The sequence below is a fragment of the Bradyrhizobium sp. 215_C5_N1_1 genome (genome assembly GCF_052075935.1).
Lineage (GTDB): Bacteria > Pseudomonadota > Alphaproteobacteria > Rhizobiales > Xanthobacteraceae > Bradyrhizobium > Bradyrhizobium barranii.
In genome coordinates this window covers 5687780-5700453 of the sequence record NZ_CP197228.1, presented here as the reverse complement: position 1 = coordinate 5700453, position 12674 = coordinate 5687780, and the positions used below count along the sequence as shown (strand labels likewise).

Annotated in this window: 13 protein-coding genes; 8 read left to right on the top strand and 5 right to left on the bottom strand. The window is 62.5% G+C overall.

The features are described 5' to 3' along the window. Positions 1 to 10 precede the first annotated feature (10 nt). A complete protein-coding gene (locus AB7G19_RS27680; RefSeq protein WP_441268426.1) occupies positions 11 to 1189 on the top strand; it encodes an acyl-CoA dehydrogenase family protein in 1179 nt (392 codons plus the stop codon). An 18-nt stretch (positions 1190 to 1207) separates the two neighbouring features. Beyond that, positions 1208 to 1639 (top strand): RidA family protein, encoded by a 432-nt coding sequence (locus AB7G19_RS27675; RefSeq protein WP_441268425.1) that lies wholly within the window; start codon positions 1208 to 1210, stop codon positions 1637 to 1639. Between the two features lie 50 nt (positions 1640 to 1689). Here the strand turns inward: AB7G19_RS27675 and AB7G19_RS27670 are convergent, their stop codons facing one another. After that, a complete protein-coding gene (locus tag AB7G19_RS27670; RefSeq protein ID WP_441268424.1) occupies positions 1690 to 2370 on the bottom strand; it encodes an MBL fold metallo-hydrolase in 681 nt (226 codons plus the stop codon). 180 nt (positions 2371 to 2550) lie between these two features. Then, positions 2551 to 2919 (bottom strand): nuclear transport factor 2 family protein, encoded by a 369-nt coding sequence (locus AB7G19_RS27665; protein WP_441268423.1) that lies wholly within the window; start codon positions 2917 to 2919, stop codon positions 2551 to 2553. Between the two features lie 181 nt (positions 2920 to 3100). On the opposite strand from AB7G19_RS27665, the gene AB7G19_RS27660 reads away from it, so the two are divergent. Continuing rightward, entirely contained in the window at positions 3101 to 3982 is an 882-nt protein-coding gene (locus AB7G19_RS27660) for a LysR substrate-binding domain-containing protein (RefSeq protein WP_441268422.1), read from the top strand. Between the two features lie 187 nt (positions 3983 to 4169). On the opposite strand, the gene AB7G19_RS27655 is transcribed toward AB7G19_RS27660, so the two are convergent. Next, complete coding sequence (locus tag AB7G19_RS27655) at positions 4170 to 5075, bottom strand: LysR substrate-binding domain-containing protein (protein WP_441268421.1); 906 nt, start codon at positions 5073 to 5075, stop codon at positions 4170 to 4172. 224 nt (positions 5076 to 5299) lie between these two features. On the opposite strand from AB7G19_RS27655, the gene AB7G19_RS27650 reads away from it, so the two are divergent. The 3 genes from AB7G19_RS27650 (at position 5300) to AB7G19_RS27640 (ending at position 8067) form a co-directional block, all read left to right on the top strand. After that, entirely contained in the window at positions 5300 to 6631 is a 1332-nt protein-coding gene (locus AB7G19_RS27650) for a C4-dicarboxylate transporter DctA (RefSeq protein ID WP_441268420.1), read from the top strand. Between the two features lie 27 nt (positions 6632 to 6658). Then, positions 6659 to 7168: an ureidoglycolate lyase gene (locus AB7G19_RS27645; RefSeq protein ID WP_259257990.1), complete on the top strand. Its 510-nt coding sequence runs from the start codon at positions 6659 to 6661 to the stop codon at positions 7166 to 7168. 62 nt (positions 7169 to 7230) lie between these two features. Next, the gene (locus AB7G19_RS27640) at positions 7231 to 8067 is read left to right on the top strand and encodes a bifunctional allantoicase/(S)-ureidoglycine aminohydrolase (protein ID WP_259257989.1); all 837 of its coding nucleotides are present in this window, start codon (positions 7231 to 7233) and stop codon (positions 8065 to 8067) included. A gap of 75 nt (positions 8068 to 8142) precedes the next feature. Here the strand turns inward: AB7G19_RS27640 and AB7G19_RS27635 are convergent, their stop codons facing one another. Then, a complete protein-coding gene (locus AB7G19_RS27635) occupies positions 8143 to 9183 on the bottom strand; it encodes a Bug family tripartite tricarboxylate transporter substrate binding protein (protein WP_441268419.1) in 1041 nt (346 codons plus the stop codon). A 212-nt stretch (positions 9184 to 9395) separates the two neighbouring features. Then, on the bottom strand, positions 9396 to 10367 hold the full coding sequence (locus AB7G19_RS27630; RefSeq protein ID WP_441268850.1) for a LysR family transcriptional regulator: 972 nt from the start codon (positions 10365 to 10367) through the stop codon (positions 9396 to 9398). A gap of 173 nt (positions 10368 to 10540) precedes the next feature. Between AB7G19_RS27630 and AB7G19_RS27625 the strand changes: the two genes are divergently transcribed. Beyond that, positions 10541 to 11161, top strand: coding sequence for a UbiX family flavin prenyltransferase (locus AB7G19_RS27625; RefSeq protein ID WP_071915243.1), 621 nt, complete (start codon positions 10541 to 10543; stop codon positions 11159 to 11161). 25 nt (positions 11162 to 11186) lie between these two features. Then, complete coding sequence (locus AB7G19_RS27620; protein WP_259261118.1) at positions 11187 to 12608, top strand: UbiD family decarboxylase; 1422 nt, start codon at positions 11187 to 11189, stop codon at positions 12606 to 12608. Positions 12609 to 12674: the final 66 nt, after the last annotated feature.

The following is a 12674-nucleotide window of genomic DNA, read 5'->3' as shown; positions in this document are numbered from 1 at the left end:
GAGGGATCAGATGAGCTCCACGGCGAAAGTGATCCGGCGCGAATGGCTCGATTGGCCGTTTTTCGAGCCGTGCCATCATGCGGTCGGCGAGGCGCTCGACCGCTTCGTGCAGTCGGGGGCTCTCGACACAATCGATCACACTGATGTCGATGGCGCCTGCCGCAAGCTGGTGCGCGCGATGGGCGAGGCGGGGGTGCTCGATTGCGCCGTCGCGGCGCCCGACGGCGATGCGACGACGATCGATTCACGCTCGATCTGCCTGTCGCGGGAGTCGCTGGCCTATGCCGATGGCCTCGCCGATTTCGCCTTCGCCATGCAGGGGCTCGGCTCCGGCGCGATCGCGCTCGGCGGCTCGGCGGACCTGCGCAAGGCCGTGCTGCCGAAAGTTCGCGCCGGCGAATGGCTGGCGGCCTTCGCGCTGTCCGAGAAGGAGGCGGGATCGGACGTCGCGGCGATGTCTTGCACCGCGCGCGCCGACGGCGACGACTACGTCATCGACGGTGAGAAGACCTGGATCTCCAACGGCGGTATTGCCGACGTCTACACGCTGTTTGCGCGAACGGGCGAGGCGCCGGGCGCTCGCGGCATCTCGGCCTTTGTCGTCTTCCCGGATGATCCCGGCTTCGGCATCGCCGACCGCATCGACGTCATCGCGCCGCATCCGCTGGCGACGTTGCGCTTCACCAATTGCCGGGTTCCGGCGAGCCGTCGCCTCGGCGCGCCGGGCGGCGGGTTCAAGCTCGCGATGCAGACCCTCGATATCTTCCGGGCGTCTGTCGCAGCCGCAGCCCTCGGCTTTGCCCGTCGTGCACTGGACGAAGCGCTGTCGCATGCGCGCAGCCGGCACATGTTCGGTGCGACGTTGGGAGATCTCCAGCTAACCCAGGCCGCGCTTGGCGACATGGCGACCGACACCGATGCTGCCGCACTGCTGACTTACCGCGCGGCCTGGCGCCGCGATGTCCAGAGGCTTCCGACGACGCGCGAAGCTGCCATGGCGAAGCTGACGGCAACCGAAACCGCGCAGCGCGTCATCGACCGCGCCGTCCAGATGTTCGGCGGCCGCGGCGTGCGCAAGGGTGAGATCGTCGAAAGCCTCTACCGCGAAATCCGCGCGCTGCGCATCTACGAGGGCGCGACCGAGGTCCAGAAACTGATTGTCGCGCGCGATCTCCTGAAGCCGCGCTGAGAGGGTCGAGAACTCCGCATGAGTACGATGAAAAAGCCAGAGGCCGCCGCGACGAGCGGTCTGCAAGTGCTTCAGCCCGGCGGCTGGCCGCAGCCGAAGGGATATGCCAACGGCATGATGGCCGAAGGACGTCTCGTTGTGACGGGTGGTGTCGTCGGCTGGGATATCGCAGGTCGGTTCGCCGACGGGTTTGTCGCGCAGGTTCGGCAGACGCTCGAAAACATCGTTGCGATCCTGGCGGAAGGCGGCGCCCGGCCGGACCATCTCGTGCGCCTGACGTGGTATGTCGTCGACATGGATGAATACACCGCGAATCTGAAGGCGCTCGGCAAGGCCTATCGCGAGGTGGTTGGCACCCACTACCCCAGTATGGCGCTCGTGCAGGTGGTGCGCCTCGTCGAGCCATCCGCGCGCGTCGAGATCGAAGCGACTGCCGTCGTCCCGCGCTGACGAGGGCGTGCGTGAAGGTGCTGCCGCCCTTCGCGCGGACTTATGGGCCGCTATGCGACCGGAACGAACGCATATCCTTGCCCTTCTTCGACCACTCTGCCGATGCCTGGTCGACCTAAATGAGCGCCGGCCAGCCACGTCTGCGCATTTGCTGCGTCCCGGAGCAACCTGATCCGGGTAGCCCTCGCCACGGCTTCGTCATCGTCATAGGCCCAGGTAAGCTCGGGACGAGCAAACTGTGCGGCGGGAACGTGGATAAGGTCGCCGCAGAACAAGACATCGTCCTCGTCAGTGTTGAGGAGATAACCCATATGGCCCCGAGCGTGCCCAGGTATATCCACCGCCAGTAAATGATCGGCCAGCCGATCTCCTCCGTTAACTGGGGCAAGGAGCGAACGAAACTGCTCCAGCACGGGCTCGGCAAGAAACTCCTCGACGGCGTCTTCCCCTATCACGATCTTCCTCAGGCCATTAAATGCTCGTCGACCGTCAGGCATCAGGAGACCATTGATGTGGTCGCCATGAGCATGAGTGAGGGCGATCATCGTGACCGATGACGTGTCGATGCCTGCCTCCGCCATCGCCTCCACGAGGTGACCCATGGACGGGTCCCAGCTCGCGCCGGCTCCACAATCGATCAAGACGCGATCCATGCCAGAGCGATCGAATAGGAAGCAGTTGACCGATAATCGAACCAGCGAAGCGTCCCGCTGAGGCGGTTCGGTCTGCATGCATGGCTTTTCGTTTGGATGTTTGAGGGATTCGGCGGGCAGGTCGACATATCCATCAGAGAGTGACCAAATCCTCCATGATCCCGAAGCGCAGCCCAAGGTGTTGGGGCTTTGTGATAGAGCTTTCACGGACAACCTGACGAGCGTTTGATTCACTTTCTCAAAACGGCACCGAAACCGTCAGAGTTTCGAAGTCATCACTTTCTGAGCGATCTTCCAGGTTCCGTCGACCTTCAAGCACGACAGCATGTCGGTGAAGTAGCGCGGCGGAATTTGCAATTTCAGCTTCAGAAGCGCGAGCTCTCCTTCAACGTCAATGGAGAGGATCTGATCTTGGCGCTCCAGGCCCTGTTGCTTCGGAGCTTTCAAATTACGGACAGCTGCCAGCCACGTCGCAATTGGCGTCACGCTCACGTTGCCGTCGTCGCCGACCTTGGTCACGGAACTCGAGGGATGGAATATAGACGCGAATTTGTCGGCATCCATTTCATAGGCACTGTCGAAATAGGTCTGCGCCAGTGAGCGCAATGCACGAACATCGGTATCCATAGGCCTGTTATCCATAACGTTTGGAACGGGAAGAAACTGCGCGTGGCTGGAAAGTTTCGTCTCCGGCCGAAACCTGCAGAAGGTTGCCTCAAGTCTTCCTTGCTGACCGAACCTAGGACAAAGTAGCTTATGAGGATAGACGTGTTGAACAACATGGGCTTATGAGGAATATTCATAAATCATGAGAAACGAGCTGAACGAACTTGCTACGTTTGCAATCGTCGCCAGAGAACGGAGCTTTACGCGGGCTGCGGCAAAGATCGGTGTGTCTCAGTCTGCCCTGAGCCACACGATCCGCGGACTTGAGCAACGGCTCGAGCTGCAGCTTCTTGCTCGAACGACCAAGAGCGTTGCGCCAACCGCTGCAGGGGCAGCTCTCCTGAAGGAATTGTCTCCGGCACTCGAGCAGATTGCTCGTGCCATCAACGAAGCCCGAAACGTTCGGCACCGGCCTGCAGGGCGCCTTCGGATTGTAATGTCCCGGTCGGCTGCCGTGATGGTATTGTTGCCGCGGCTCACGGCGTTCGCGGAAGCTTACCCCGACATCGTTCTTGACGTTGTTACCGTCACTGGCCCCGTCGACCTCGTTGCGGGTGAGTTCGACGCCGGTATTCAACTTGGCGAGTACATTCAGAAAGACATGATCGCGGTGCGGGTCACCCAGGAGTTGAGATTGGCGGTGGTCGGATCGCCCGGCTATTTTTCATCACGAAGCATTCCCCAGAAACCCAAGGATCTAAATGACCATCGATGCATAAGCCTGCGTCTTCCGGGCGGTCCATACAGGTGGGAATTCGAGAAAGGACGACAGGCGGTCACGGTCGGCGTGAATGGCCCGCTCATCATCGATGATACCCACCTGGTGATTCAGGCCGCACTCGCTGGCGCCGGCCTGGGGCTCGCATTCGAAGAGCAGGTCGCGGAGCATGTTGCGAAACGTCGCCTTGTTCGTGTGCTGGAGGATTGGACGCCGCCAATTCCCGGGTTCTTCATGTATTACCCCAGTCGTCAGCATCAGCCGGCTGCGCTGTCTGCGCTAACGAACGCACTGCGAGCCTCTTAACCATAATTCGACGCGACGAACTGCATAATGCCGATCAAGGCGATCAGGCTGAAATCCAATCCGAACGCCATTAAGGCCCGCGTGGGTCGCGATGCAGCAGTCGACAATCTGTCGAGCGTTCAACGCCGGGATGTCCGGAAGCCACCCGGACCCGACCGCCGATGGCGACGACGACCGTCGTGCTCATTCAGGAGGCTTGCCTCGGGCTTTTGCGGTGGCTTAGGTACCGAACGGCCAATTTGATGAAATTGCGCACGACCATCGACGTCTCATCCTCTCGGAACACCAAGAACACATCGGCCGAGGGTGGCGAGGGTCTGATGGGCCGGAATACAATGTCGGCTGTCGTGAAGCGCGCAATGGACTGGGGCACCAGTGCCACGCCGAAGCCCGCCACGATCAGGCTCGGAATCGACTGGGCGTCGACGACCTGCTGGGATACCCGCGGCAAAAAGCCGGCATCGACGCAGCATTTCTGGATGTAGCGTGCGAACTCTGAGCTATTGGGGTCGAGGACGATGTGATCCTCCGATGCTAGTTCGCTAAGCGCAACGCGCTTGCGCCCGGCCAACGGGTGCGCGTGCGGCAGTGCGAGGACCACCTCTTCCCGCCAGGCAAGCTTGCTGGTCAGGCCGTGTTCGGTCGGAACGCTGCGAATGAGACAAATGTTGGTCGTGCGGTTGAGGAGTGCTGCGATCTGCAATGCAGGCGCCTGCTCATGCACCGTGGTTCTCACCGACGGAGCAACCTTTCGGTAGGCGGCAAGCAGTTCCGCCAGCCGACCGCGCAGGATGGAGCCGGTCGCACCAACGTCAAGCGTGCCGATAAGGCCAGCGCCGATCGACTGAACTTCGTCTTCCGCGAGCTTGATCTGCTGGAGAATGGCGCGACCTCGACCCAGCAGGGCTTCGCCGGCCTTAGTCAGTTCGACCCTGCGGCTGGTCCTGTGGAGAAGCTGCGTCTTGAGCTCGGCCTCCAGCGTCTGGATGTGCTGGCTCAGCGGTGGTTGGGAAAGGTTCAGTCGCCGAGCGGCGAGGGTGAAGCTGCGCTCTTCGGCGACGGCAATGAAATATCGGAGCTGGCGGAGATCCATTTGGAAAACCTATCAATCGTGTCGTTCTATATATTGGACTTGAGATCCGCGATGGTCAACGAATGCCCGACGGAGCCCTCTGCGGGCCGGGCGCGGTCCGCGATCACGGCAAGCGCGCTCCTTTGTGCGTACGACGACACGTCACCACCAAACAACAAGATAGGCGGAGGCCCGAAGGCCCACCAAGCCGCGTCAGTCGAAGACCAGCCAAGCGAGGAAAAGCCGTGCCCAAGATCTTCAAGTCACTCTTCTTCCAGGTCGTCATTGCGCTCATGCTGGGCATCGCCCTCGGCATGGCTAATCCCGACCTCGCCGTTCAGATGAAGCCGCTCGGCGACGGCTTCATCAAGCTGATCAAGATGCTGGTGCCTGTGATCGTGTTCTGCGTCGTCGTGCACGGCATCGCCGCGGCGGGAGACCTGTCGAAGGTTGGAAGGGTTGGCATCCGCTCTCTCCTGTATTTCGAGATCGTCACCACCGTCGCACTGGTGTTCGGCATTGGGCTTGCCTACTATTTCGAGCCAGGCGCAGGAATGAACATCGACCCGAAGACGCTCGACGCCAAGGCCCTTAGCGGGTTCAGCCAGACCGCGGCTCAGGTCGCGGGAGGCGGCGTCTCCGAATTCCTGATGAAGCTCATCCCCTCGACGATTGTGGGGGCCTTCAGCTCCGGCGACGTCCTGCAGGTGCTGATCGTCTCGATCATGTTCGGCTGCGCCGTGTCCTTGTGCGGCGAGCGAGCGAAGCCGGTCGTCGAGTTCATCGAGCGCGCGAACGAAATCATCTTCAAGATGATGAATTTCGTCGTCCGGCTCGCGCCGATCGGCGTCTTCGGTGCCATCGCCTTCACGGTCGGGAAGTACGGTGTTGGTTCGCTCAAGCAACTCGGCGGGCTCGTCGGCCTGTTCTATCTGGCCGTGGTCCTGTTTGTGATCGTGGTGCTCGGCGCGATCATGCGACTGTCCGGCTTCAGCCTGTTCAAGTTGCTCGCCTACTTGCGCGAAGAGCTGATGATCGTTCTCGGCACCGCCGCAGGTGACAGCGTTCTGCCGCAAACCATGCGAAAGCTCGAGCAGCTCGGCATCAAGCGGTCGACGGTTGGTCTGGTGATACCGACCGGATACTCGTTCAATCTGGACGCGTTCTCCATCTACTTGACCCTGGCCGCAGTCTTCATCGCACAGGCGACCAACACGCCGCTTGCGACAGGCGATCTCCTGGCCATCCTTGGCATCGCGTTGCTCACCTCGAAGGGCGCGCACGGCGTTCCGGGCTCGGCCATCGTGGTGCTCGCCGCGACGCTTGCCGCTATCCCTGCCATTCCGGCGATTGGCCTTGTGCTCATCCTGTCGGTCGACTGGTTCATCGGCATTGCCCGCGCCCTCGGCAATTATGTCGGAAACTGCGTTGCCACCGTCGTCGTCGCGTCCTGGGAAGGCGACATCGACAGGGCAAAGGCACATCGTATCCTGAACGGCGAGATTGATCCCTCAAGTGAGGGGCTGGTCGATGCCGTCGGCGGAGATGAGCCCGTCCCGAGTGCACAGACGGCGTGAAACGCGAGTGTTGGTTGGAATATGGCGATGCTGACGCTTTCGATTGAGCCTCTAACGAGGAAGGCATTTGCGCCGTTTGGCGATGTCGTCGATACGGATGGGTTGACGCCCCTGCCGATCAACGAAGGCTATGCCCGGCGCTTCAACGATCTCGCCACGATCGACGTCACCGCGGAAGGCGGACAGATCAACATCAGTTGGTTTGTCGCCTCCACCCGGCCTGCGCCGATCGCGATCCGGCTGATGGAGCGCCATCCGCTTGGAAGTCAATTGTTCATGCCCTTGAACCGCAAGGACTGGCTGATCGTCGTCTGCACGGATCCGCATATCGCCTCGACCTATCGGGCCTTCGCTGTAACGGGACACCAGGGCGTAAACTATGCCCGCAACTGCTGGCACCATCCGCTGCTTGTTCTGGAAGACTCCAGTCCGTTCTTCGTCGTCGACCGGAAGGGCGGGGGCGACAATCTTGAGGAATATTGGCTGGAAGAGATGATGCAGCTCGATCTTGCGCCGGACAGCATTCTCGGAAAATGACGCGCGGCAAGCAGAGCCGCGCAATGACATACCACACGGGAAACCTATCGGAGGCCACGACCATGCCATCGCAAACCTATCACGTGCCGCAGGGCGGCCATCCGGCCCAGACGGAGCTCTTGAGCGGCCGGGCGGTCTTCACGAACGCATATGCGGTCATACCAGGAGGGGTGCAGCGCGATATCGTCGTCAGCCATCTGCCGCATTGGGATAACACGCGTGTGTGGGTGCTGGCGCGACCGCTTTCCGGATTCGCCGAGACATTTTCCCATTATCTTATGGAGGTGGCACCGGGTGGGGGAAGTGAGTTGCCGGAGCCGGACAAGGATGCCGAAGGCGCGCTGTTCGTCGCGGGTGGCAAATTGAGCCTCGAGGTGGCGGACAAGGAGCGGGAGCTGCGGCCCGGGGCCTTTGCCTATCTTCCGCCCGGCCGCGGCTGGAGTATTCGCAATCGCAGCTCGAGCCCCGCTCATTTTCATTGGATCCGCAAGCTGTATCAGGGCGTACCGGGGCTTGCTCACCCCGACGTCATCGTGACCAACGAGGACTCGGTCGCACCGACGCTAATGCCAGATACGGATGGGAGATGGAGGACCACACGCTTCATCGATCCGGCCGATATCCGATATGACATGCACATCAATATTGTCACGTTCGAGCCGGGCGCATCTATTCCCTTCACAGAGACCCATGTCATGGAGCACGGTCTTTACGTTCTGGAGGGCAAGGCCGTCTACCGGCTCAACCAGGACTGGGTCGAGGTCGAGGCAGGAGATTTTATGTGGCTGCGGGCGTTCTGTCCGCAGGCGTGCTACGCCGGGGGCCCAGGTCGGTTCCGTTATCTCCTCTATAAGGATGTCAACCGGCACATGGATCTGCGGCCCTTCACGGCAGCGTAAGTTGGAGGCGCTTTTTGGCGAGCTATCGCGGACGGATCATCCGGACGATGCTGATAATTGCACAAAAGCTCGGGGTTACATCGGCTCGATGCCGATCTTCTTGATGACCGCAGCCCATTTCGTCGTTTCCGATGTCATGAAATCCTTCAGGCCTTGTGGGTCCATCACCATGGGCTCGGCGCCTTGCTCGACGAAGAGGGCGCGCACCTTCGGATCGTTCACGGCTTCCGCCATCGCCGCATAGAGCCTGTCGAGCACGGCCTTGCCTGTGCTCGCGGGCGCGAGCAGAGCAAGCCAAGCGGCGCTCTCGTAATTCTTGAGGCCCGCCTCCGCCGCGGTCGGCACATCCGGCAGCGCGGTCATGCGCTTGTCGCTGGCCACCGCGAGCGGGCGTGCATCGCCGCTTTTGATCAGGCTGATGACGTTCGGCAAGAGCTGGAAGCCAAGCGGGACCTGGCCCGCGATGAAGTCCGGCGTGTAGGCGGCGATATTGCGATAGGGAACGTGCGTGATCTCGGTGCCCGTGAGCTGCTCGAAATAGGCGGCCGCCAGATGCTGCGACGAGCCGACGCCGACCGTTCCGTAGTTCAGCTCCCGCGGATGCGCCTTGGCATAGTCGATCAGCTCGTTCAGTGATTTCGGTGGCAGCCTCGAATTGATCACGATGACATTCGGCAGCGTCGCGAACAGGCCGATGGGGACGAGATCCTTCTGCGGATCGTAGGGCAGCTCCTTGTACAGCGATTTGTTCGCGGCCAGCGGACCGGAGGTGCTCATAAGCAGCGTGTAGCCGTCGGGTGCTGCATGCGCCGCAGCAGCGGTGCCGATATTGCCGCCGGCGCCGGGGCGGTTGTCGACCACGAAGGCCTGCCCGAGTGACATCGACATGCGGTTGAGCAGGATGCGGGTGATGACGTCGCTGGCGCTGCCGCCGGCGAAGGGCACAAGCACCTGGACCGGGCGGGTCGGATAGTCTTGCGCGTTTGCATGCCGCATTCCCGTTGCTGCGAGCAGGGCGCCACCACCGAGCGTGAGCAGCGACCTCCGGTCAGGACGAAATCCCTCGCTCTCCTGGTGAGCGCCATCTGTGATCTTGCTGCGACCGAACCGTGCCATCTCGGACTGAATCTCCCGACTGTGTCTTGTTCTGCGAGCCCAGGGAGCGTCCGGGACGGGAGTCGTCGGGGATGAGCGCCAGTTCGCATTTTTCTGCGCCTGAACCGTAGTTAGCAGGCCGCTACGACCGTCATGCCTGCACGTCTCAAAACTTACCAACCCGTCTCATTTTGCAGTGGGCGCGACATCTTGTCCGAGCAGGAATTCTGCACTCAAGAGATCGCTTTCCGCCGCGTCTTGCTGCGCGCCATGCGGGGCGATGAGGTCGTGCTGCCAATGAAAGGCTCCACAAACTCTCTCGCCACGGCGGCCGCTTGCGCAAGATCGTGGCTGATGACGTCGAGCACCGCCTTGGCCGCGACCGACACCGCTCGCCGCGGGTGATGCACCCAGGCAATCGAGCGCACGGTCCGTTGCTGGTCGAAGCGATGCGCCCGGATGGCGCCGCTCGCGAGCGATTGCCGGAGCGCGATGGTCGGTAGCACCGTTGCAAAGTCGGTGGTCGCAATCACGTCGCAGAGCGCGGGGAGGGTGTCGAGCTCGAGCCGCGGCCGCAGGTCGATGCCGACGGCGGCGGCGTGCTCATCCAGGATCAGCCGCAGGCCGTGGCGCTTGGACGGCAGCACGAGGTCGAAATTCGCGACGTGGTCGAAGCGCAGCTTTGCCGGTGGCCTGACCGGGCTGTCCTTGCGGCAGGCGAACACCATCTCCTCGTCCATGATGTGATGCGCGGACAGCGGCGTCTTCCGGCGCGGCACGTTGATCAGCGCGAAATCGAGCTGGCCGGTGTTGACCCAGTCCACGAGCGTCTCGGTATAGCCCTCGCAGGCGGACAGCGTGATCTCGGGATAACGACTGGCGACCGTCGCCGACGAACTGGCCATAGTGCTCTGCGCCACCGACGTGATGAGGCCGACCGAGACGCGGCCCGAGATGCGCCCGCCGAGTTGCGCCATCTCCTGCCGCGCATATTCGGCATCGCGCACGATCGGGGCCGTCAGCCGCACCAGCGCCTCGCCGGCGCTGGTCAGAGTCATGCCCTGGACGCTGCGGTCGAACAGTTTTTGGCCGAGTTCGGCCTCGAGCTTGGCGATCTGCATGCTCAGCGCGGGCTGCACGATGTTGAGCTGGCGCGCGGCGCGGGTGACGTTCTTTTCCTCCGCCAGGCAAAGGAAATATTGCATCTGCCTGAGTTCCACGGGGCCTGTCCTTCGTTCGCCGGTCTTGCTCGCGGGCATCATCATAGATGATGGACGATATAATCAATCATTATTTGTAGTGATGGGTGGGATTGCCTAGTCTCGTGGCGGACCGCGGGGCCTCAAGGCCCGGGCCGTCTGGGAGCGAAATCAGACATATGCAGGACGCCACACCCAAGCGGATGATCATCGGCATTTCCGGCGCCTCCGGCGTCACCTATGGCGTGCGCCTGCTGCAGCTCCTGCGCAATGCCGGCGTCGAGACGCATCTGGTGATGTCGAAGACGGCCGAGCTTACCTTTGCCTACGAGACCGATTTGAAGATCGCGGAGGTGAGGGAGCTCGCCAATGTCTGCCATGCGATCGACGACATGGCCTCGGCGATCTCCAGCGGCTCGTTCCGCACCGCCGGCATGATCGTGGCGCCGTGCTCGATGCGCTCGATGTCCGAGATCGCCTCGGGCGTGACCACGACGCTTTTGACCCGCGCTGCCGACGTCGTGCTCAAGGAGCGTCGGCGGCTGGTGCTGATGGTGCGCGAGACGCCGCTGCACACCGGGCATCTCAGGACGATGACGGCGCTGTCGGAGATGGGCGCGATCATCGCCCCGCCCGTGCCGGCCTTCTACGCAAAACCCGAGAACCTCGACGACATGGTCGAGCACACCGTCGGCCGTGTGCTCGACCTGTTCGACATCGATATCGGCGTTGTGCGCCGCTGGGGCGAGGACGAGGCGCTCAAGCGCCGCTCGCCGCCGCTGCGCAAGATCGCGCCTTGACCTGAAGACCTGAGGAATGACCCGTATGCGAATGGAAAATGTTGCGAGGAGAAGCGCGAACGCGCCCGCCGATCTGCGCGCCTGGCTCGCGTTTCTCGCCGAGCGCGGCAAGCTCGCGATCGCTCGCGAGGGCATTGGGCTGGCTGACGAGCTAGCCGCCGTCGCCAAGCGGCTGGAGCGCGACAGCGCGGTGCTCTTCCCGCGACCCGATGGGCATGAAATTCCCGTCGTCGCCAATCTCTTCGCGGGCCGCGACTGGGTCGCCGATTCCATCGGCGTGACCGAGGACCAGTTGCTGCCACGGTTCCTGGCTGCCGCAAACCATCCACTGCCGACGCATGAGGTCGCGAGCGGACCGGTGCAGGACGTCGTCCACGAGGACGTCGATCTGCTGCGCCAACTCCCGGTGCCCAAGCACAATGAGCGCGACAGCGGCCCCTACATCACGGCCGGCCTGCTGATCGCGCGCAACCCGAAGACCGGTGTACAGAACGTCTCGATCCACCGCTGTCAGATCAGTAGCAGGAACCGCATCGGCGTGCTGCTGCTGCCGCGGCACACCTTCTCCTACTACCGCCTCGCGGAAGAGCTGGGCCAGGCGCTGGAGATCGCGATCGTGATCGGCGCGCATCCGGCCTTGATGTTGGCCTCGCAGGCGATTGCCGCGCTTGACGAAGACGAGATGGCGATTGCCGGTGCGTTGCTCGGAGCGCCCGTCGACGTCGTGAAGTGTCGCACCAATTCGGTCCGCGTGCCCGCCCACGCGGAGATCGTCATCGAGGGACGCATTCTTCAGGGCGTGCGCGAACCGGAAGGTCCGTTCGGCGAATTCCCCCAATATTACGGCCCGCGCGCCAATCGCGAGGTGATCGAGGTCGATGCGATCACGCATCGTGCGAAACCGATCTTCCATACCATCGTGGGCGGCGGTTTCGAGCATCTGATCCTCGGCGGCGTGCCGCGCGAGGCGACGCTGCTCCAGCATCTGCGGCGCAGTTTTCCTGGCGTGATCGACGTCCGCCTCACGCGCGGCGGCACCTGCCGCTACCACCTCGCGATCAAGATCGACAAGGCGAACGACGGCGAGCCCAAGAACATCATGATGTGCGCCTTCGGCGCCCATTACGACATTAAGCAGGTGGTCGTGGTGGACAAGGACGTCGACATCTCCTCGTCCGAGGAAATCGAATGGGCGGTGGCGACGCGCTTCCAGGCCGACCGCGACCTCATGGTCGTCGCGGGCGCGCTCGGCTCCAAGCTCGATCCGACCACCGACAACGGCATCAGCGCCAAGATGGGTCTCGATGCGACCGCGCCGGTCAACGCGCCCGAGCTCGCTTTCAAGCGCATTCGCGTCAAGGGCGAGGAGGAGGTCGATCTCGCCACTGCCTTGCAGGCCGACCCCGGCGCTGCGGTCGCGCGGTTTCTTTCGGAGACGCGCGCATGAGCGGATTGCCGCTCGGAAGCAACTTGCGTCGGTTTGCGCCGTTGGAATATGAAGCGGGTGCTGCTT

Bases quoted from the DNA above. Each gene is read 5' to 3' on its own strand.
- AB7G19_RS27680 (WP_441268426.1), top strand. From the start codon at position 11: ATGAGCTCCACGGCGAAAGTGATCCGGCGCGAATGGCTCGATTGGCCG.
- AB7G19_RS27675 (WP_441268425.1), top strand. From the start codon at position 1,208: ATGAGTACGATGAAAAAGCCAGAGGCCGCCGCGACGAGCGGTCTGCAA.
- AB7G19_RS27670 (WP_441268424.1), bottom strand. From the start codon at position 2,370: ATGCAGACCGAACCGCCTCAGCGGGACGCTTCGCTGGTTCGATTATCG.
- AB7G19_RS27665 (WP_441268423.1), bottom strand. From the start codon at position 2,919: ATGGATACCGATGTTCGTGCATTGCGCTCACTGGCGCAGACCTATTTC.
- AB7G19_RS27660 (WP_441268422.1), top strand. From the start codon at position 3,101: ATGAGAAACGAGCTGAACGAACTTGCTACGTTTGCAATCGTCGCCAGA.
- AB7G19_RS27655 (WP_441268421.1), bottom strand. From the start codon at position 5,075: ATGGATCTCCGCCAGCTCCGATATTTCATTGCCGTCGCCGAAGAGCGC.
- AB7G19_RS27645 (WP_259257990.1), top strand. From the start codon at position 6,659: ATGCTGACGCTTTCGATTGAGCCTCTAACGAGGAAGGCATTTGCGCCG.
- AB7G19_RS27640 (WP_259257989.1), top strand. From the start codon at position 7,231: ATGCCATCGCAAACCTATCACGTGCCGCAGGGCGGCCATCCGGCCCAG.
- AB7G19_RS27635 (WP_441268419.1), bottom strand. From the start codon at position 9,183: ATGGCACGGTTCGGTCGCAGCAAGATCACAGATGGCGCTCACCAGGAG.
- AB7G19_RS27630 (WP_441268850.1), bottom strand. From the start codon at position 10,367: ATGCAATATTTCCTTTGCCTGGCGGAGGAAAAGAACGTCACCCGCGCC.
- AB7G19_RS27625 (WP_071915243.1), top strand. From the start codon at position 10,541: ATGCAGGACGCCACACCCAAGCGGATGATCATCGGCATTTCCGGCGCC.
- AB7G19_RS27620 (WP_259261118.1), top strand. From the start codon at position 11,187: ATGCGAATGGAAAATGTTGCGAGGAGAAGCGCGAACGCGCCCGCCGAT.